The 20,446-nt window shown below is 45.8% G+C and carries 17 protein-coding genes and 3 pseudogenes; 12 read left to right on the top strand and 8 right to left on the bottom strand.

The window, feature by feature from the left end; all coding sequences use genetic code 11:
* The first annotated feature begins 88 nt into the window (after positions 1 to 88).
* Positions 89 to 1,353: pseudogene (locus UA76_RS22150) on the top strand (iron-containing alcohol dehydrogenase).
* A 27-nt stretch (positions 1,354 to 1,380) separates the two neighbouring features.
* Here UA76_RS22150 and UA76_RS22145 read toward each other — a convergent pair.
* From UA76_RS22145 to UA76_RS22125, 5 genes and pseudogenes are all read right to left on the bottom strand, one after another.
* Positions 1,381 to 2,204, bottom strand: a pseudogene (locus tag UA76_RS22145) (MurR/RpiR family transcriptional regulator).
* A 328-nt stretch (positions 2,205 to 2,532) separates the two neighbouring features.
* A complete protein-coding gene (panP, locus tag UA76_RS22140; RefSeq protein WP_047050046.1) occupies positions 2,533 to 4,185 on the bottom strand; it encodes a pyridoxal-dependent aspartate 1-decarboxylase PanP in 1,653 nt (550 codons plus the stop codon).
* 141 nt (positions 4,186 to 4,326) lie between these two features.
* The gene (locus UA76_RS22135; RefSeq protein WP_047050045.1) at positions 4,327 to 4,839 is read right to left on the bottom strand and encodes a hypothetical protein; all 513 of its coding nucleotides are present in this window, start codon (positions 4,837 to 4,839) and stop codon (positions 4,327 to 4,329) included.
* Positions 4,840 to 4,911: 72 nt separating this feature from the next.
* Positions 4,912 to 5,817: a LysO family transporter gene (locus tag UA76_RS22130; protein WP_047050043.1), complete on the bottom strand. Its 906-nt coding sequence runs from the start codon at positions 5,815 to 5,817 to the stop codon at positions 4,912 to 4,914.
* Between the two features lie 37 nt (positions 5,818 to 5,854).
* Entirely contained in the window at positions 5,855 to 6,775 is a 921-nt protein-coding gene (locus tag UA76_RS22125) for an HDOD domain-containing protein (RefSeq protein ID WP_047050041.1), read from the bottom strand.
* A 357-nt stretch (positions 6,776 to 7,132) separates the two neighbouring features.
* Between UA76_RS22125 and UA76_RS22120 the strand changes: the two genes are divergently transcribed.
* The gene (locus tag UA76_RS22120; protein WP_047050040.1) at positions 7,133 to 7,720 is read left to right on the top strand and encodes a TfoX/Sxy family DNA transformation protein; all 588 of its coding nucleotides are present in this window, start codon (positions 7,133 to 7,135) and stop codon (positions 7,718 to 7,720) included.
* Between the two features lie 105 nt (positions 7,721 to 7,825).
* Here UA76_RS22120 and UA76_RS22115 read toward each other — a convergent pair whose 3' ends face one another.
* From UA76_RS22115 to UA76_RS22105, 3 genes and pseudogenes are all read right to left on the bottom strand, one after another.
* A complete protein-coding gene (locus UA76_RS22115) occupies positions 7,826 to 8,377 on the bottom strand; it encodes a hypothetical protein (protein ID WP_047050038.1) in 552 nt (183 codons plus the stop codon).
* Between the two features lie 199 nt (positions 8,378 to 8,576).
* On the bottom strand, positions 8,577 to 9,074 hold the full coding sequence (locus tag UA76_RS22110; RefSeq protein WP_047050037.1) for a response regulator: 498 nt from the start codon (positions 9,072 to 9,074) through the stop codon (positions 8,577 to 8,579).
* Positions 9,071 to 11,058: pseudogene (locus tag UA76_RS22105) on the bottom strand (ATP-binding protein). Before UA76_RS22105 ends, UA76_RS22110 begins: the two are co-directional and overlap by 4 nt.
* Positions 11,059 to 11,248: 190 nt before the next feature.
* Here UA76_RS22105 and UA76_RS22100 point away from each other — a divergent pair.
* From UA76_RS22100 to UA76_RS22060, 10 genes are all read left to right on the top strand, one after another.
* Positions 11,249 to 12,514 (top strand): DUF945 family protein, encoded by a 1,266-nt coding sequence (locus UA76_RS22100; protein WP_047050036.1) that lies wholly within the window; start codon positions 11,249 to 11,251, stop codon positions 12,512 to 12,514.
* Positions 12,515 to 12,633: 119 nt separating this feature from the next.
* Positions 12,634 to 13,728 (top strand): 3-phosphoserine/phosphohydroxythreonine transaminase, encoded by a 1,095-nt coding sequence (gene serC / locus UA76_RS22095; protein WP_047050034.1) that lies wholly within the window; start codon positions 12,634 to 12,636, stop codon positions 13,726 to 13,728.
* A 149-nt stretch (positions 13,729 to 13,877) separates the two neighbouring features.
* On the top strand, positions 13,878 to 14,468 hold the full coding sequence (locus UA76_RS22090) for a hypothetical protein (protein ID WP_047050033.1): 591 nt from the start codon (positions 13,878 to 13,880) through the stop codon (positions 14,466 to 14,468).
* Positions 14,469 to 14,471: 3 nt separating this feature from the next.
* A complete protein-coding gene (locus UA76_RS22085) occupies positions 14,472 to 14,840 on the top strand; it encodes a response regulator (RefSeq protein ID WP_047050032.1) in 369 nt (122 codons plus the stop codon).
* An 8-nt stretch (positions 14,841 to 14,848) separates the two neighbouring features.
* Positions 14,849 to 15,139, top strand: a complete 291-nt coding sequence (locus tag UA76_RS22080; RefSeq protein ID WP_052772135.1) for an STAS domain-containing protein — start codon at positions 14,849 to 14,851, stop codon at positions 15,137 to 15,139.
* Positions 15,129 to 16,664 (top strand): chemotaxis protein CheA, encoded by a 1,536-nt coding sequence (locus UA76_RS22075; protein ID WP_238322383.1) that lies wholly within the window; start codon positions 15,129 to 15,131, stop codon positions 16,662 to 16,664. The genes UA76_RS22080 and UA76_RS22075 overlap by 11 nt, the downstream gene beginning before the upstream one ends.
* Positions 16,661 to 17,323: a chemotaxis protein CheA gene (locus UA76_RS25050; protein ID WP_337588556.1), complete on the top strand. Its 663-nt coding sequence runs from the start codon at positions 16,661 to 16,663 to the stop codon at positions 17,321 to 17,323. Before UA76_RS22075 ends, UA76_RS25050 begins: the two co-directional genes overlap by 4 nt.
* Before the next feature lie 36 nt (positions 17,324 to 17,359).
* The gene (locus UA76_RS22070; protein ID WP_238322382.1) at positions 17,360 to 19,339 is read left to right on the top strand and encodes a methyl-accepting chemotaxis protein; all 1,980 of its coding nucleotides are present in this window, start codon (positions 17,360 to 17,362) and stop codon (positions 19,337 to 19,339) included.
* 14 nt (positions 19,340 to 19,353) lie between these two features.
* The gene (locus tag UA76_RS22065) at positions 19,354 to 19,902 is read left to right on the top strand and encodes a chemotaxis protein CheW (RefSeq protein ID WP_047050031.1); all 549 of its coding nucleotides are present in this window, start codon (positions 19,354 to 19,356) and stop codon (positions 19,900 to 19,902) included.
* Entirely contained in the window at positions 19,895 to 20,428 is a 534-nt protein-coding gene (locus UA76_RS22060) for a chemotaxis protein CheW (RefSeq protein WP_047050028.1), read from the top strand. Before UA76_RS22065 ends, UA76_RS22060 begins: the two co-directional genes overlap by 8 nt.
* The last annotated feature ends 18 nt before the right edge of the window (positions 20,429 to 20,446 follow it).

Genomic DNA, 20,446 nt, shown 5'->3' with positions numbered 1-20,446 from the left:
TTTGCAAACTAGGCAAATTCTCGCTGAACCACGCATCTTGAGGTTACTTGGGTATAAGAAGTAGACAAAGTTTTCATGGAGGATTGGTATGTTTCAGTTCATGACGTCGACTCGAATCATCTTTGGTGAGGGCGCTTTGGAATCGTCGCTGTCAGTACTAAACCAGTTTGGTTACAGTGTCTTGCTAGTAACAGGGAAAGATCTGTCACGCTCTAAAGCCATTGTGGAGTATCTTCAAACTCAAAATATGCGCTATCAGCATGTTGCGATTTCCGGTGAGCCGAACATCACTATGGTGGAAGAAACGGCGATCAATGGTCGGCGTTTTAAACCTGACATGGTGGTTGCGATTGGCGGTGGCAGTGTACTCGATATGGGGAAGGCACTCGCGGCAATCATTCCTAACCAAGGGGATGTTTACGATTATGTTGAAGTGGTAGGGCGCAATGTTCCACTCAAAACCAAACCCCTTGCCTATATTGCGATTCCGACCAATGCCAGTACGGGATCGGAAGTGACCAAAAACGCAGTTCTTCGATCTGGCCAAGATCAGGTTAAAGTTAGCCTGCGCAGCCCTGATATGCTTGCAGATGTGGCGATAGTCGACCCCACTCTAACCTACGGAATGGATCAGTATCTTTCCGGTCGTGGCGCTATGGAAGTCTTCACCCGTTTGATGGAATCTTACGTGTGTGGCGATCCTAATCCTTTGTCAGACATGGTGTGTGAAGAGGGGTTACGAAGAATTAGCCGTTCTCTCCTACAAGCGTGTTTGCACGACAATCCTCAGGCTCGTTCCGACTTGTCCTTCGCTGCTTTACTTGCCGGAATGGCGAGCTCCAATGCCAAGTTAGGTGCCGCTCATGGTCTTGCCGCTTCTCTAACCGGAAAGCTGGACGCTCCGCATAGCATCATCACCGCTCGGCTTGCTCCTTACGTAATGAGAGAGAATATCGATGCTGCAATCGCGGCGAAAAGAAAAGATGTAGTTAGGCGTTATGGCACTTTGGCTCAGATACTAACGGGAAGACACAACGCTGGCGTCCAAGATGGTATTTTGTGGGTGCAGATGATGCTCGATAAGCTTGAACTTCCACAGCTGAGCCACTTTGGCGTATGCGCGACATCGTTTGAGAAAGTGGCTGAAGATGCCTGATGTCTGTTGCTATCAGAGGAAACCCGATCCCGATTACAGATGATCGACTAGTGTTTATTCTTAATCAGGTTTGTCAATGTGATGGTGAATGTGGATCGCCTTCAGGTAAAGAGAGTGTGATGACTGGCTTTGAGCTTGTGCATGATGAAAAACAGGTATCTAGACAAGTCGCAAGCGATCAAAAAACGGAGCAATAGCTCCGTTTTTTGTAGACCTAGTTCAGCTTAGTACTGAGCTAACTTGTCGTAGCGTGAATCTTTCAACGCATCTTTAACGCGCTTCAAGTTTTCTCTAAAGCCAGTACCACGGCGAAGCGTGAAACCCGTTGCCAGTACATCAATAACGGTCATTTGCACCACGCGACTTGCCATTGGCATGTACACATCGGTGTCTTCTGGCACATCCAGAGAAATAGACAGCGAACTTGCTTTATCTAAAGGTGAATCTTTCGCAGTAATAGCGATGACAGTTGCGCCGTTCTCTTTTGCCAGATGAGCGATCTCTACTTGGCTCTTAGTGCGGCCAGTATGAGAAATTAAGACAATCACATCGTTGTCTGAACTGTTAATACAGCTCATACGCTGCATTACGATGTCTTCAAAACAGGTAATTGGAATATTGAAACGGATGAACTTGTTTTGAGCATCACGCGCAACAGCAGAAGAGGCGCCAAGGCCGAAAAACGAAATGCGTTTAGCTTGAGTTAGCAGATCCACCGCGCGGTTAACTTGCATTGGATCTAAGCTGTTCTTGGCCACATCCAAGCAAGCCATCGTCGATTCGAAAATCTTGTGGCTGTACGCATCAGGGCCGTCATCTTCTTCAACGTTACGGTTTACGTACGGGGTTCCGTTTGCAAGGCTTTGAGCTAGATGCAACTTAAAGTCAGGGAAACCTTTAGTATCTAGGCGGCGGCAAAAACGGTTAACAGTAGGTTCACTCACATCAGCCATTTTGGCTAGTGTAGCAATGCTTGAGTGGATAGCTGTCTGAGGAGAAGCATGATAACTTCTGCTACTTTTCTTTCAGACTTGCTAAAGTTTTCCAGGTTTTTCTGAATTTTTTCTAATGTATTCATAGTGTTCACGAGGGCATAGAGAACAACTCGTTGGTCAAACCGTAATCCCAAAAGGGGTAGGAATCAATCAAAATTCCTAAGGTAAGATAGCACCAACGCCATAACTAAAAGTGTAGTTCTAACTATAAGATTTATCGTTAGTTTAAGGAAGGGAAAAGGACTAGAATTTGACCCGCCTCAAACATTATTTTGTTTAAACTACAAAAATGCTGTCCGAAGCGGTCGTTAATGGTGAAAAAATCACCTAAATTGTCATTCTAATTACAGGAAAACGAAAGAAAGTTTCAGTTATTGGCTTCTAACTGACCGAATAACCAATTTGCGCTACCAATGACTCAAGCTCAGAGAGCAGAGTCGAAGCGGTTTTGGCAATTTCACGTTGCTCTTCGAGTACAGATTGAAGAATGTCGTAACTGGTGAGCGGGTTAGCTAACACCACTCTAAACACAATCGTGTTTTGTTGGTCCCAACTGATTGGATTCAAACGCGTACGAGAAACAAAAGACTTACCCGTTTCTCGCTGGCGCTTTTGAACAAACTTGGTCAGCGCATTGAGTTTCTCGTTGATCTGAGCCTTTTGTTCTGCCGATGCTCTTGGCAATACTTGGCGCAGAGACTGCGGCACATAACGGTAGGTTAATAGACACAGCTCTGGCTCGGAAACCAGTTCAAAGTCGCCTTGCTGCTTAATGAGATCGGCAAAGTAGCGCGCTTTATCAATGCTCTGGTCAATCAGAAGTTCATAGCCAGGTCGGCTAATGATGTGCATTGCCGCATAAACGAGCATCGCCATGCCTGAACGAGAGCCTTCTAGTGTATGGCTACCTAGATCTTTAGAACCCTTACGCAAAATGTATTGGGCATGATGCTCAATCGAACTCATGTCATCGGGGTTTTTAAACAGAACCATACCTGCGCCCATGGGAATATATAGCTGCTTGTGCGCGTCGATGGTCACCGAATCCGCAAGCTCAATGCCTTTCAGTAGAAGGCGATGAGTATTAGACATTAAGGTTGCACCACCCCATGCCGCATCAACATGGAAGTGGCATTGTTCGCGCTTACAGATTTTGGCCATCTCTTCCAGTGGGTCGATGGTTCCAGTCTCTGTAGTACCCGCAACGCCAATGACGGCAAAAGGCTTAATCTTTTGTGCTTTGAGCTCAGCGATTTTAGCTTCTAGAGCGTCTGGGCAAATCTTATTGTCTGAATCCGTTTTCACTGGTACCAAACTATTTTGACCAATGCCAAGAACGTCCGCCGCCTTTTTCAGCGAGTAGTGCCCACGCTCAGAGACAAGAATCGCGAGTCCTTCGTAGTCGTAGTGCTTCATGGCTTGGAACAAGCCTTCTTTTTCTACGCCCTTGAAGCTGTTTTTGGCACATAATGCGTTGTTTCTTGCGACCCATAGTGCTGTGATATTCGCAATAGTGCCGCCGGAGCAAAACGCCCCAAGCGAATGGTTTGCGCTGTGCATCCACTTCGAGTAAAACGCGTCGTCTTGTCCATAAATGAGGCGATGTAGCATGCCTAAAACCTGACGCTCTAGAGGCGTGAAGGCTTTTGAAGTTTCAATCTTTACCAAGTTTTGGTTGAGCGCAATCATGATCTTTGAAAGCGGCATCAAAAAGTAAGGCAAAGCGGAGGTCATGTGACCGATAAAGCTTGGTGCAGAAGTGTGAACAGACTGAGCAACGAGCTTCTCAAGCAGATGTTCCGTATGATCGGAGACAAACTCTGGCTGTTCAGGAATAGCAGGATTTGAAAAATCTTTTTCGATGTCGCGAAGCGGTTTTTCTTCGGCAACGATATGCTCGCGCAGAAACTGGTTAAGGTTTTGCGAGAGAGACTCTTCAATTTTAGTCAGTGTTGAATCTGGCCCTTCTGGGACAGTGAAAATACGAAGTAGACTTTCAAAGTTTACGTCGACGGTTTTCTGTTCTGATACCATACTGCTACATTAAATTTGATTGTTGCAAGCGGCACAATCTAAACGAAAACGGGACTAATGTCCCGTAATTTATCGCTTTTGAGCGGTGCCTGTAGAAGAATTCGGTGCAATCTTAGATTGACCTAAGATTGCTAGCCTAACTCAGTCGCATTGGACTTTCGTGACATCTGCAATCGCTTGATTGTACTTTTGCAAGATGGTATCGATTTGCTTCGGATGGCTGAGTAGGTCAGCAAAAGCGGAACGCAATTCATAGTTTTTCGGGTGTGGTTTCGATTGACGATCGCTGAATGTTGCTTTTGCGATTTTACCTAACTCGTCGTCACGTTCAGACAGTTGTTTAACGTCTTGCTGAGACAGCTTCAGCCAAGATTCGACTGACTGCTCAGTGGCAACTTTACTCGGCTCGTTATCAAGGTAGTAGTGAACTGCAGTTCGGTTAAGCTCAAAGTGATGTTTGCGACCTTCTAAAAACCAGTCACTCACTTCAGCCAGTTCAGGGTATTGAGTCGTCGTTAACTCTGCTAAATCTTGATACCAAGCAAGTGATGCATCGATGTAACCATCATATTTATCGGCTAAGCAAGATTTGTCTGCAGCGCTCACGGCCGTTGAGGAGGCTGTGAGGAGTAGGGCTATAAGTAGGCGTTTCATACAAAATCCTTGTTATCGTTTTAGTTATGCTGAAGCAACATACCTTATTTTAGGCTAGTTGATAAAGGGGGGTTATCCGGCCAATGACACAAAAAACAGCATTAGTACCGGTACCAGCAAGCTGAGTATAAATCCACTGACGATGGCGATAGGAACACATCGAACACCGCCTGTTGATTGAATAACAGGTAGAGTAAAGTCCATCGCCGTTGCACCCGCATAGCCAATAGAGGTGCAGGGCTTTGAGCGGATAAACATAGGGATTAATACCAGTGCAAATAGCTCGCGTAGCAGCTCGATCATAAATGAAGCGCCACCAAATACCGGCCCGAACGCATCACCCATTAAAATTCCTGCCAGTGAGTACCAACCGAATCCTGATGCCATAGCCAATCCTTGGTAAATGTTTATATCAAGGATCAAAGCGGAAATGATGCCTCCTAGCAATGAGGTGACGATGATAAGACAAGCAATCACCAACCCACGCTTATTGATGAGAATTTGTTTCAGCGTGAGCCCGCTGTTTCGAAGCTGAATGCCGATAAAGAACAGCAGAACAAACAGAATCCACTCGCTAGCGGTGTCCACCCATTCCAATCCAATCGGTAAGATAAGACCTGCGATTAATCCGCCTCCAACGACGAATATTAATCGAGCGGACTCCATTGCCATGGCAGACAGTGGAAGCTTTTTCTGATGCGAGTCGGTTTCAATCGGCAGAAGTTTGTCGACAAGAGGTAGAGCAAGCAGGTTCGATAAGCTAATGACGCTAAAGAATACGAACGTATATTTCAGGATGGCTTGCAGGTTTTGACCCAAGTTATCCAGTGCCGCCAAACTCAAGCCCATTAAAGCCAATATCAGGTAGATTAGGCGAGAGGTGGTGACATTGATCTTTTCGAGAGTTTGAGCTCGCTCAATAGAAATAAGATAGCCCACCACCAGTGGCGCAAAAATGAAAATCATCCCTGAAAACATGAGTGTTCCTACAACTTAAAGGTGAACTATTGAGTGGTTAGAGTCCGCTTGCGTTAATCACTTCATCGATTTGAGTACGGAATTCTGCTTCGCTTAGGTTGCTCAGCTTGTACATAACGTCTGCACCCGTTACGTCGAACTCAACAAAGTGATCATCAATCTCGGTATCTTGACGGCGGAACATGAGTATGTGATTAGCCATTCGTGCCACATCAATATAGCTGAACTCATACGCAGGGTTAGGGCTGTCTTGGTTGGTTGCCACTTCGATAAAGTCTTGGTCGAAGCCCCAGCTACTCAATACCTGTTTACTTGCAATTGAACATTGTGAATTAAAGATTTGAAGAGCGATCTGCTCGTCTAGATAATTGCCGCGCTCGAGGTATAGGTAGTATTCGTTAACAAGACAAAACAGTCCGATGTCAGCCAGTAGGCCTGAAAGCAAAGCTTTGTCTGCTTCTAAATGCTGAAATTGAGGTTCTCCGCTCTCGCGGTAGCCTTTTGTGACCATCACCATCGCGGCAGCCAGCTCGCGTGAATTGTGCGCACTAGCTTGTAGGATGGCGTTACACTCTTGGCTAAGGTTAACTGAATGTTTCAACTGCTCAATCGCTTGAGCCGTCACGATGTCTCGTACTCGTAAAATACCAAGACGAGATACCGCTGTGATTAAGTCAGTACAGGTGATGTTACGGCGATTAAAGATGACTGAGTTAGCAACGCGAACAACAATAGCCGCTAAGCCAGGGTCTTCGAGTAAGCACTCAGCGATGTCTGAAACACCGGTGGATTCAAGAGAGCAAAGCCTTTGGATTTTAAGAACAGCATTAGGGATAGGAGGGAGAGATATTTTTCCAGTGCTGATGGATTGTTCAACTAATTGGGAAAATTCGCTCTCAATCCCTTGTAGGAGCAGTTCTTTATTTTCTGGTAGCCAGTAGAAAGATAAATGATTCATATTCGTTATTTTTTATAAGATTAAGGACATTTTAACTGGTTATGGCGACAATTAGAAACCTTTTACAAGACCAAAAAGGCACTAAGAAAGGTGATTAGTACTACAAAATTGTATATTGCGAGCGAAAGTCTCAACCTTGAGCCATTTGAGAAGTCGATCACGCAAATAGTTAAAAATTAATCTATTCATGTGAGGTATGCCCAGACTTATTTTTCGTCGTTAACTATCATTTAAGTGCATATCGGTGAAATCAACGAAAGTATTAGAACTAATTGCCGAATGTCACGTTTGTTCGCTTAAAAATTGCTGCTATCTGGTGATCATAACTAATCGGGGAATTCTAGATTACAAGGATCAATGGATATGACAGAGCAAGTATTTTTAGAGTATGTAAACCAGTTTGGAGATTTTCAAAAACGTTCAATGTTCGGTGGTGTAGGCTTATTTCAAAATGAAGCCATGTTCACCCTTATCAGTAACGACCGCATCTTTATTCGTGGCGGTAAAGAACTGGACGAAAGGCTTAATAATCTTGGTTGCGAAAAGTACCGTCATGTCAAGAAACAGACAACCGCGACCGTAAACTACTACGATATTACTGAGCTATTCACTGGTCGCAGTGGAGAGCTTGATGACATTGTTTCAACATCTATCAAAGCGTCTGTGGCTGAACGTAAATTTCAGAAATCGTCAGCCAGCCGCAGGCTTCGTGATCTGCCGAACATGCAGCTAACTCTTGAGCGCATGGTTAAGAAAGCGGGAATTGAAGATGTCGATACGTTCATGAACTTGGGCGCTGCACAAGTGTTCTCTAAAGTACGTCAAGCATACGGCAGTGATGTTGATGTGAAGCTGCTTTGGAAATTTGCGGGTGCCATCGACGGTATCCACTGGAAACTTCTTCAAGAGCCTCGCAAACAGCAGCTTTTAGATAGCTGCCAGTGATACATCGCGTTTTAGTAGTACGAAAGTTAATAAAAAACCGAGGAATGGATTCCTCGGTTTTTTTGTATTCATTGTTTGCCTTTTAGGCAGTCACGTTAAGTCGTTTTAGAACTTAAAGCGAGTCGTGAACATAACTTGATCACCGTAGAAGTCGTTGATACGCGCTTCTGCACCTAGAGAGAATAGCTCTGTTGAGTGGAAACGTGCGTATAGCGAACCAGTCCAGTTGTCATCGTTGCCGATAGAAACGTAACCACCGCCACCACCAACTTCCAGTTGTGGACCTAACCATTGGCGGATGCCTAAGTTAAGCTCCATACCTGTATCGCTGCTTGTATCTGCACGATCACCACCACGAACCATGCGGAATAGCATAGCACCAGTAAAATCTGCCCAGTTATTAATTGGAGCGTGGAAACCAAAACCGATACCTGAATCGTAGTCACTTTCAAATTCAGAGTCGATACGCGCGATTAGGTGAGCGTTAGGGTGCACAGACTTACTGAAACCTGCACCAAATGTAAGCGGGCTTGCGCCGATACGAGCTTCTAGGTAATCGTAGCTAAAGTTGCTCATTACCGTTGGGCTGTTTGGATCGTTTGCTAGAGTTTGTCCTGATGCTAGCAGTAGTGCTGCTGCAATGATTGTTTTACGCATAATGACGATAAACCTATACCTTGATTTTTCCATGATATTTAGGCGCAATAGCGCCAATGCATCTTATTCAGACATCATAATGCATTTTCTGTCGTTCGCTCCATCAAAAAATGCCATTCTTTTGTCGTCGAGCTAAAATTTAAGCAATTCTTAGGCCGAAGTGAGGCATTTGTCTCTATCAGTTGAGGCTAAAGAGCAATCATTCGCCGAAACTCATTCTCTTGTCAGATATGGCATTGAAGATAGCTTCGGTATCGAGAACTTGAGCCCAAGGGAGCAAATCGGCTTCGTTTGCAATCATGTATTCGGTGAGTTGACGAGTGATAGTCTCGCGAAGCTCTTTGCCTATCCAAGGTTTAGCGATGTAGAAGTCTAAGCTTGAATGATTGACCGCTTCCACAGTGTCTTCTAAATCGGCTTGGCCTGTTAAAAGAAGCTTTTTGGTGTTTTTAGTTGCCGCTTCTTGGCTAAGTTCAATCAAAAAGCTGATGCCATTTTGCTCTGGCATAATGTGGTCGCAGAGAATCAGCGCCAAAGTGACCTCATCCTCTTGGCACTCTTGGATGATCTCTTTAGCTTCTTCAACAGATTGAGCGGCCTCGACAATGAAGTGCTCTTCGAAGCATTCTAAATCTTGCAGTACGCCATCTAAGACGTCACGTTCGTCATCAACACATAAAATTAGATACTTCTTCATGATTCGCTCCTTTTGTATTCGTGGAACTTGGGGGCTAGAGTGATGGGCAACCAAACTTGCATCTCAGTATATTCGTTTACGCTAGAGGTCACTTTTACAAAGCCTGAATGTTGGCTAGCAATTTGTTGGCACACCGACAGGCCAATGCCTAAGCCAAAGTTACCCTCTTTTTTAGTCGTAAAGTTGAGAGCAAAAACCTGATCGAGCACGTCCTTTGGCATTCCACAGCCATTATCTCGTACGCTGATGACTGCCCAGTCTTTTTGTTCTTTGTGCTCAATCGATGTCGCAATGCAAAGCTTTCCTTGCTTGGGTAGTGCATCAAGCGCATTGGCGATTAGGTTAGTCCACACTTGTTGAAGTGCGATAGGCTGGCAGTATATTTGAGGTAGCGAAGAGTAGGATTTCTCCAATTCGTGGCGCTTGAGCTATTTTCAAATATGACCAACGTGTCCTCAATGCCTTCATGAATATCCACATAATGAAAGGTTTCATCATCAGGTCGCGCATAACCTTTCAAGCTCTTGACCATGTCGGCAATTCTTTGGGCGCACACGCCGATCGAACGCAGTGTGGCTCCGACTTGGTGATAGTGCTCACTGTTGGCGAGTATCTCTAGCGCCTGTTCGGGATCTTTCTGAGCTAGTCTGATTAACCTTTCATCGGAGTCGAGGTTGAGCTTGACCATCTTTTTACTGATTCGTCTATCTTTTACCTGAGTCATGAGTTGTTTAACGCGTTCTCTTTCTGCCGCGGTAGATACGGGCTTGGCCTCTCTAGCTGCTTCTAACAGTGCTTTACCCCGAGCTAACAGCTCATCGCCCCTAACATTTTCCATAGTGGTTTGGTGCTCAGGCGACGAGAGTATTACGTCAATGTTTTGGACCAAGGTTTCCGTGCCCCTCAAGATCGCAGCGACAGGGTTATTCAGTTCATGGGCGACGCCTGCAACGAGTTGGCCCAGCATCGCCATCTTCTCTCGTTCGATGAGTTGTAGCTGCGCATTTTCGAGTGATTCGAGGGTTTTCTGTAGCGCCAATTTGTTGGTGATACTGCGTTGGAGTCGGCGATTAAAGTGACGAAGTAGCAAGTTAGTAAAGAGCGGCAAAAGGTCGGTATTAGAATGCATGACTTGCGCGAACACGTCGCGGTCTAGCTTGATCACTTCCGTTGGTTTTAGGGTAATCGCGGTAGAAAACGATCGCTCACCAGACACAAAAGACATACCGCCAACAATGTTACCTTTGCTATAACGAACTACCTCTCGCTGCATGCCAATGTCGTCTTTTTTGTAGAGCGCCACTTCACCTTTAGTGATGAACCAAAGAAAGCGATTTTCTTCGCCTTCTTTGGTTAAAAGATGGTCTGGTGAGTATCTTCGGCAAGCATTTTCTTCATCATTACCCTCGAAAAACAGTCTTAGTGCGGAGATCACTTGCTCGGCTAACGCTTCATCAGAGAGTTTATGATGATCGCTAATGAATCCTTCACGGTAGTTGCGCATTTTCTTTTCGATATGCGAACGCAATAGTCGCTGCTGATCCAATACCAGGCTGAAGCTCAGCAAGTTCTCGCTGTCGTTTTCGATGATGTAAGTCGTGAGCTCTTTTTGTACGGTTTTTTTAACCAAACCGTCCTGTAAAGGTTTCGTTAAACAGTGGTCTAATCGACCTTCGTTTACCGCGGTTAAAATCGCCTGAATATCCTGACCACAACTGACCAATATGCGGCGCGCAGATTTTGTGATTGGGTCTTGATCGAGCTGGGTGAGAAATTCTGCGCCATTGAAGTTGTCGTGGTGGCTTGCGATAACGAGTGCGATTTGCTGACCTTGTTCTTCACAGTGAAGTAGGGCTTCCTTCGCGTCCTCTAAGCAATCGAGAGTATGCACATCAAACTTGCTGGTAAATGGGCGCAGCTCATGATGCAGTTGCTCCATACTAATGGGGTTGTTGTCTAAACACAGAATCGCAAACGAATTCACCCTGACTCCTTGGCTAATGGAACGTTGATCTCGGTTCTTAATTGATAGGTATTCCCACCTTAGCAAGTATTGTTAAGTCAGTTTGAGAGCTAGGTATTACATTGGTTGCGCGGATTAATTTACCGACAATACTCTGATTTAACTCAAGGTTTGTTGTAGACTAGAAAAAAACATAAACAAAGTGATAAAAATGGAACAGTTGAAAAAATACGCTGCAATTGGCGGCGGTGTCTCGCTCCTGCTGTGTTGGCCACTTGCTGTGGGTCAAATTGGACAAACGATTGTTAAAGATGCCGTAGCCAGTGCGAATTACCCGTCAGTAGCGGTTGAGATCGTGGATTACGATCGCGGCTATCTCTCTTCGACAGTGACAACTCGTTACACCATCACGGATCCGATTTTGGTGGAACAGTTTGAACTTGACGGCTTACAAACCAGCTACGACCTCGTAACGGATCTTTCTCATGGCCTGATCAGCATCAGCTCTCACAGTAAGCTGGTTGATGTCGAAAACTTCCCATTAACCATCGATACTGAGACTCAACTCAACGGTAATACGGATTTTGTTGTTTCGTTAGACAACTGGCAATACATGGCTGAAGCCCCTGAGACCGTTAAGGTTGTCACGTCGCCAATAAACCTATCGGGCAGTGTGACGACGTTAGGTCATATTGACTATCAGTTCTCGTTGCCCTCCTTAGAAGTGGAGTTCGAGACAGCAGAGAAGTTCGTACTTAATAACATGCAAGCCAGTGGTAGTGGTAAGCAAGTCGATGGTTTTTGGTTTGGTGACCAAAGTGTTCACCTTGAAGGTGCAGAGGTGGTTGATCCTGCGGGTGAAGCAACCATGGCGATTCGCGACACCAAATACACATTTAATGCGGAGACTGATGAACTGAATGAGCGTTTGTCGACGACGCATTTGGTAGAGTTAAGCAGCATCAAAACGCCAGATGGTGAAGCGACTAACGTTGTGTTTGACCTCGCCATGGGCGATTTTAACTTAGAAGCCTTTCAGCAGTTGCTCGCCATTTATCAATCCGCAGTTGAACTGTCACCTGCCGAAGTTCAAAATTTACTGCCATATGTGGATGCATTGTTCTCTAATGGGTTTTATGTTGGTTTAAACAAGATGGCGGTGACGCTGGGCGCAGGAGAGTTTGAATCTCAATGGCGCATTGAAGTGCCGAAGGGAACGGAAAACGTCTCGCAAGATCCTATGCAAATATTGCCTGCGTTGACGGGCAACCTGAACACCTTCTTTTCTACAGAGTTAGTCGAAGAGTACCCGTTCATTAGGCAAGGGGTCGATGAAGCGATTGTGATGGAGATGGTGAAGGAAACGCCGAAAGGTTACGAAATCAATGCGACCCTTGAAAGCGGCCACTTAGTGTTTGAAAGTGGACAGAAAGTCCCGCTGCTCGCGCTATTATTTTCGGTGATGATGCCGCAGTAAACTATAAAATTTCTCAGCTTAACGAACAAAAGAGGTCTAAAGACCTCTTTTGTTGCTTTTTATCCATCTAAAAAAGTGGTATTAATGAACGCAGAATTCAATTAGGAGCAAGGAATCTCATGCAGCCAACAACGGATAAGGTATTTAATTTCAGTGCAGGCCCAGCGGGTCTACCAAAAGCAGTTCTACAGAAAGCACAAGCAGAGCTAGTGGACTGGAATGATTTGGGTACTTCCGTGATGGAAATCAGTCACAGAAGTAAGCCGTTCATCAAGGTTGCTGAAGACGCAGAGCAAGACTTGCGCGACCTATTGAACATCCCAGACAACTACAAGGTGCTTTTTTGCCAAGGCGGCGCGCGTGCACAGTTCACCGCGGTTCCAATGAACCTGCTGGGCGATGCTAAAAAAGCGACTTACATTGATGCAGGCTATTGGGCTCAAAGCGCAGTAGAAGAAGCTCAGAAATACTGTGAAACGGATGTTTTTGAAGCGAAAACAACTCAAGATGGCAAAACTGCAGTTCTTCCATCTTCAGAGTGGAATATTGACCCTGAATCTGCTTACGTACATTTCTGCCCAAATGAAACTATTGATGGCATTGAAATCAACGAGTTGCCACAAACTGACAAGCCAATCGTCGCGGATATGTCTTCAACGATTCTATCGCGCGAAATTGATGTTTCTAAATACGGTGTCATTTACGCCGGTGCTCAGAAGAACATTGGCCCTGCTGGTATCTGTATAGCGATTGTTCGTGATGACCTGCTAGAGCTAGCAAGTGACCTAATCCCAAGCATCTTAAGCTACAAAGTTTTGGCAGAAAAAGATTCAATGTACAACACGCCACCAACATTCGCTTGGTACCTTTCTGGCCTAGTATTCAAGTGGCTTAAAGAGCAAGGCGGCGTCGCAGCGATCGAAAAGATTAATCGCGAAAAAGCACAAGTGCTTTACAACTGCATTGATGAATCTTCTTTCTACCGTAACGAAGTGCACTCAAATAACCGTTCTTTGATGAACGTACCTTTCCAACTCGCAAAACCAGAGCTTGATGGTGAATTCCTTGCGCAAGCTGAAGCTCGTGGATTGGTTGCCTTGAAAGGACACCGCGCCGTTGGTGGTATGCGTGCTTCTATCTACAACGCTATGCCTCTTGAAGGCGTTCAAGCGCTTGTCGACTTTATGAAAGAGTTTGAGCAAGCTAACGCGTAATATCTTCTATAGCGTGATTTAAAAGTCGCCCTTCATTAAATAGAAAACTCACCAATTTTATTGGTGAGTTTTTTTATGCATCAAATTCCGCCAACTCAATGATTTTGAACTAGGCTAATAAGTAAATTATTAATAGTGGTGATTTTGATGTGGGCAAGTTTGGGCTTATTTTAATTGTGATAACGGCGACTGCTGCGACAATACTGAGCCTATTCGGATTCGTTTGGCAAAGTGTTGTTGCTTTGGTGTGCATTAGCCTCTGCATCACTCTGGGTTTTCGAGTTTTTGAAGCGCGTTATGTCATTGACCGCTCTTGCCCAGTGTGCGCTTCTTTATATCAAAGCCTTCTTCCTCAACTGTCCGCGCAAATTCAAACCACCAATAGCGAGACCCAAGAATCGCTCAATTCGCTAACAAAACACTTTAAGAGCCAAGCGTATATTGTGCAAAATGCGAGAGTTGAATCAGACAACGAAGCCCTCGACAAGTTGTTGGCGCTTAATGAAGAAATATTAGTGCTACTGCAGAGCGGTGATAGAGATGCACAGCGATTGACGGGAATTAGTGAGGCGTTAACACTGATCTGCGAACGTATTGAGCAGCATCAGCAGCGGGAAGAGAGTTGGAATTCCAGTGAGCTTAGCAATGCCATTACGGAAATTGCTAAGCGCACTCGCATAGAGCCTTCCACTCACTCTAGAGAAGAGATGAGTGGCGTGACATTTTTTAATGAGAGGTAGTACATGCAGAAGACGATTATGATTGTGGATGATTCAGAATCGTTACGACAGGTTGTGAATATCGCTCTAAGCGGGGCGGGGTATAAAGTACTCGAAGCGAAAGATGGCGTTGATGGGCTGGCTAAGCTTGATGGTTGTAAGGTGCATCTCATCATTAGTGATGTGAACATGCCAAACATGAATGGGATCGATTTTGTCAAAGAGGTCAAGACACTCGCCAAGTATCGTTTCACACCAATCATTATGCTGACGACGGAGAACCAAGAGTACTTGATGGAAGAAAGTCGTAAGGCCGGCGCAAAAGCGTGGATGGTGAAACCCTTTAAGCCTGCTGAGATGTTGCAGGCCGTTGCGAAGATTCTCGCACCTTAGGTGATTTCGTGAAGTATGTGCTAAGTGCAGAACTGACCATTTACGAAGTCTACGAGCTCCAATCAGAGCTTGAATCTTTGCTTGGTTCACTTCAAGACGACTTGGTGATAGACGGCAGTCAAGTGGTTGAACTCGACTCAGCCGGCATACAGCTGCTTATTTGGTTAACCAAGGCCGTTGCTTCCCAAAGTGGTAAGGTGAGTTATTCCTGTTTGAGCGATACCTTGGCAGAAGCGTTCGATTTTTGCGAGTTGCCTTATAAGGAGACGATGTATAAGGAGAGAATGGATGACTCCTGATTACAGCAAAGCGCTTGAAACCTTTATTAGTGAAGCAGAAGAACTTCTGAGCGAGGCGGAACAAACCCTTGTCGATCATGAAGGCGTTACAACAGGCGATGCGGTTCCTGCATGGCTCGATGCACTATTCCGCTCCGTACATACCATAAAAGGCAGCGCAGGATTATTTGGCCTCGAAAACTTGGTGCGACTAAGCCATATCGTCGAGTCCATCTTATCGTTAATTCGTGAGCAAAAGTTGGCAGTTTCGAGCGACTTGATTGGCCTGTTTATCGAGTCGATTGATGTCATCCGATTACACCTCGATGCCATATCCAGTGGTGAAGATGCGAGCGCGAATCTAGCAAGTCGTGAACTTGAACTTAGGCTCAGTCAATTTCTTCCCGACAGTGAAAATACCGCGCTCAGTAAGTCCAGTCAGCATTCTGATGCCACTGCCGAACCTTCAAACAACGAACGTCAAAGCGAAACAGACCAAGGTTTGTGGCACATCTCTTTTCGCCCTCATCCAACCGTATTTCAAGACGGGTTAGATCCACTTGCTTTCATCCGTTACCTCAAAAATCTTGGTCAGATACACACTGTGCATGTCATTGATGAGGAGATTGAAGCCAGTAAAGCTTTTGACCCGACCTTATGTTACCTCGGCTTCGAGATTACCTTGGAAAGTGCCTGTGGACGCGAACAAATACTAGAAGCCTTTGACTTCATTGCAAACGATGCCGACATCGCCCTCATTGCGCCAAATAGCCGAGTAGAAGAGTACATTGCGCTCATTCATCAATTGCCCAATGGCAACAGCAAAGTGGGCGAGATTTTGGTGCGAGTCGGAGCGTTAACCTCTGCTGAAGTGGAGCATGCGCTGGCTCAGCAACAAATGCTCAAAGATGATCAGCAAAACCCACCACTCATTGGTCATTTCTTTAACGAGGAAAGTGGCGTTGCTCAAGAAGTGATAAAGGCGGCAGTGACCAAACAGAAACCGCTGCTCAAAACCAACAAAACCCTCAGAGTCGAAGCCAATAAATTGGATCAATTGATCGATCTTGTCGGTGAGATGGTGATCACTGGCGCAAGAACCAACTTACTCGCCCATCAAACGGGTAACGAGCCGCTCATAGAAGCGATGGCTCAGTTAGAGCGATTGGTTGAAAGCATTCGTGATAGCTCTCTACAACTCAGGATGGTTCAGATCGGCGATACCTTTAACAAGTTCAAACGGGTTGTGCGTGATATCGCGACAGAAGTGAATAAGAGCGTCGATCTTGTTGTGACGGGTGGAGACACTGAACTGGACAAAACGTTTGTCGAGAAGTTAAGCGATCCTTTAACTCACTTGGTCCGAAATGCGATTGACCATGGTCTAGAAAGTACCGCAGATCGGCTCGATGCGGGGAAAAGTGAAACGGGTACGATTCGTCTCAATGCCTACCACGACTCGGGCGCAATAGTCATAGAGGTGGGGGATGATGGGCGTGGTATCGATGTAAATCGCGTCTCGGAAGTTGCAGCAGACAAAGGCTGATTGAAAGAGGCACTATCGTCAATCGACAAGAGTTACACAACGTTATTTTTGAACCAGGGTTTTCTACCAAATCAGAAGTCAGTGACCTGTCCGGCCGTGGCGTAGGCATGGATGTCGTAAAGAAAAACATCGATCAGCTCCGTGGCTCAATTGAAGTGGAAAGCGAAGTCGGGAAAGGGACGACTTTTGTTGTTCGACTGCCGCTGACGCTTTCGATCATCGAAGGATTTATGTTTCGTGTCTCGGGGGATAACTACGTTGTCCCTCTGGATAATGTCGTTGAATGTTTGGAACTTAGAGAAGTGGTCGACCAAGACCAACTTGGTGAGAAGCACTTTATTACTTTGCGCGATGAAGTCTTACCCGTGATGAGGCTCAGCGAGTGGTTTAAAACCCAATCGCAGAGCGAGTTTGATAATGAAGCACTCGTTGTGGTTCAGTTGGGATCGCTCAGGGCGGGGCTGATTGTCGATGAACTGGTGGGTGAGTACCAGACGGTTGTGAAACCACTTGGGCCTTTGTTTGAAGGCCTCAAAGGAGTGAGCGGCGCCACCATTTTGGGTAGTGGTAATGTTGCCATCATCCTAGACATTTTTGCGCTGATTCACACCGTGATAAGCCAAAACGAACAAGAGAATACCGAGCTATTGAAGGAATAGTGGTAGACAGTAGCCAGCGCTGCTAAGGGGACAGTCATGATAGGGAAGCTCTCTATTAAGAACAAAATCATACTTGCCATGCTCACGATGGGCTTGTTACTGCTGATTATTGCCATATCGGTTCAAGCAAAAAACAGAACCATTGAAGGCTATGCGATTAGCGTTGGGCAAGCGGATGTGCCGGAAGCGGTACTGTCATTGGCCATGCTTGATGAACTTGGGGACATGAACTCGAACGTTTTAGAGTTCATCACCGGCGAGGCTGAAGAGAAAGATGATTTCATCGCCAACTACACCGAATTTGTGAGCTTTTTTGAACAACTCAAACAGCTTAATTCGGTCGACCCTGTGTTGATGAGGCAAATTGATGACCTCTCAACCCGCTATTACGAAGACATGCAAACTCTAGTTTTTTCCCAGTTTGAGCCAACCCTAGAAACTAAAGCCGTCGATAAATACAACTTTCTTGTCACCGAATTTGCAGAACCATTGGAATTACTGTTGGATTCATTGAAAGAAGAAGAGGTGGCGGATGCGGGAAGAAGCGGTGATTTTAATGAAGTGCTTAATGATGATCTCCCTGGCGTACGTTACTATCTAGAGCTGATAGATGAAGAGGGCGACATGATGTCGTCGCTTAATGCTTATATGCGTGGTGAAATCGGTGCCGTTAATGCATTTGAAAAGGATTCACGAGCCTTTGCAGATTTCCTTTCAGAGATAAAGCCGTTAGAGCGAAGACCGGCGGAAATTAAGAGTTTATCTGAAGTTGAACGCATGTATCTTGAGCTCTACAACGGGGGTAAGGATATTTTTGCGACCTACAATCCGAGAGACAAACTTGAAGCAGCTCAGCAAATAGACCGCTTGGAGCATGAAGTTTTTGGTAAGCTCGAGAAAATTCTCGATCAAATCAACTTGGCGGCAACGGATCAAGTACGTGAATCCTTGGATGAGCTTATTTCAGCAGCTCGTGACAGCATCTCTTTGGTTTGGGGTCTATTAGGGGTTGCCGTTGTTCTTGCTTTTGTTACTGCACTGTTTTTGATTCGCGGTATCGTGATTCCTATTAATGCACTTGCTGAGGCAGCGGAAGATCTGCGCTCTGGGGAAGGGGATCTTACTCGCCGAATTCCCGATTTTGGTACGGATGAAATTGGCGAAACCGCGCGCAGCTTTAACGGATTTTTGGAGCGATTACAGAACATACTTTTGGATGTTCAGCGATCAGTAGAGTCGATTGCTCACAGTACCAATGAGGTCACAACGACTTCTCAAATGCTCAGTTCAACGTCGAATCAGCTTGCTACGAGTGTAGAGGAGACCGGTGCATCGCTGGACCAAATGAGTTCCTCCATTTCAATGAACACCGATAACTCTAAAGTGACTAATGGCATTGCCACTCAGTCTAGCTCTGAAGCCAATGAAGGTGGGAAGGCGGTAAATGATACTGTGGATGCCATGACCGAGATTGCTGAGAAGATCGGCATCATCGAAGACATTGCCTATAAGACCAACTTATTGGCATTAAACGCGGCAATAGAGGCAGCCCGTGCGGGCGAGCATGGTAAAGGTTTTGCCGTGGTTGCTGATGAGGTTCGTAAGTTGGCAGAGCGAAGCCAAGTCGCCGCTCAGGAAATCAGTACTCTTGCAGACAACAGTGTGAAAGTTGCTCAGCACGCTGGGGACATGCTCAATCGCATGGTGCCAAACATTCAGAAAACCGCAGACTTAGTGCAAGAGATTACGGCTGCATCGACGGAGCAGAGCACCAGTGTGGCAGAGATTAATCGAACTGTTTCTCAGCTGGACGGCATTGCCCAGAAAAACGCATCAGCGTCAGAGGAGTTGGCTTCCACCGCCATTATGGTGCAAGAGCAAACCAATGAGATACGAAGCACGGTTGGCTTCTTTAAACTCACTAACGAACGCGGAAATATGGGGTATCGCTCTGAGAGAAGTAGCACCGTTTCACGGCCAAAAGCGGAATCGGGCTATGTGCCTTTTGATGATTGAGGAAGAAGCCTGTGATGAACATTGCCAGCTCTCCTAGCTCAGATAACTCGGCTCAATCGGTCGGGCACGAAAAGTATTTAGAGTTCAGACTTTCTGATAGCTATTTCGCCTACCCGATTGCCCGAATCAGGGAGATTATGGAGTATCCTGATGTTGAGCCAATAGCCGGAGCGCCAGACCATGTCAAAGGCGCGATGAACCTCCGTGGTCAGATTATCCCTGTGTTTGACTTGGCATTGTGTATCGATAAACCCTACCAGCCAGAGACTCCTCGAACGTGTGTGGTGATCACCGAAGCGCGCGTTAATGGCAAACAGTATCTGTTGGGCAACAAAGTGGACATGGTTTCTCAGGTGCTCGACCTTGAGGATTCTCAATTAGAGCCGATTCCTGAACTTCCCTACTCAATAGAAAGTCCCCTTTTGAAGGGGATCGCCAAGCTCAATGGACGCCTGTTGACCATTCTCGACATCGACAAATTGCTGACTCAGGAGTACGTCCAATGGGTGAATACAGCGAGCGTCATGACGGGCAAAATGGATGTGAGGAGTGGCGATGAGTGACGAAATAGACAACAGTATCGTTGACGCAGCCAATTCAGATACAGGTTTATTGTTTGTTGAAGTCGCCAACGAAATATTTGCCATTCCGATTAACAGTACCAAAGAGGTGATTGAAAAGGGGGCGCTGACGCGAGTTCCTATGTGCCCAGACATTGTCAGTGGCGTGATTAATGTTCGGGGCAGTGTTGTGCCTGTTATTGACGCAAGTCGCCGACTTGGACTTAACCGTCAAGAAGAGTATGACAAATACAGTTGCATTGTTCTCTATGAAGCGACCGATAACAAAACGCAAGAGGCTATGTCGATTGGGTTGCTGGTGGCGCGAGTTCGATCTATCGAGGTCATTAGCGACCATACCATTGTCAACAAGCCAGCGTTTGGATCAGTCGTTCCCGGGAACTTTATTCTGACCATGATTAACGTTAATGGGGTGGCCGTACCGATATTGAACATGAAGGCCCTGTTCGATAGCAGTGTTCTCAACGAGCTGATTCTTCAGTTTCAGCGAAGAAGCCTGAGAGTTTAGACCATGGGCATTAAAAGC

Origin of the sequence: Vibrio mexicanus (genome assembly GCF_001012815.1) — a bacterium.
In the GTDB taxonomy this organism is placed as follows: domain Bacteria; phylum Pseudomonadota; class Gammaproteobacteria; order Enterobacterales; family Vibrionaceae; genus Vibrio; species Vibrio mexicanus.
This window is presented reverse-complemented; position numbering and strand designations above follow the sequence as displayed.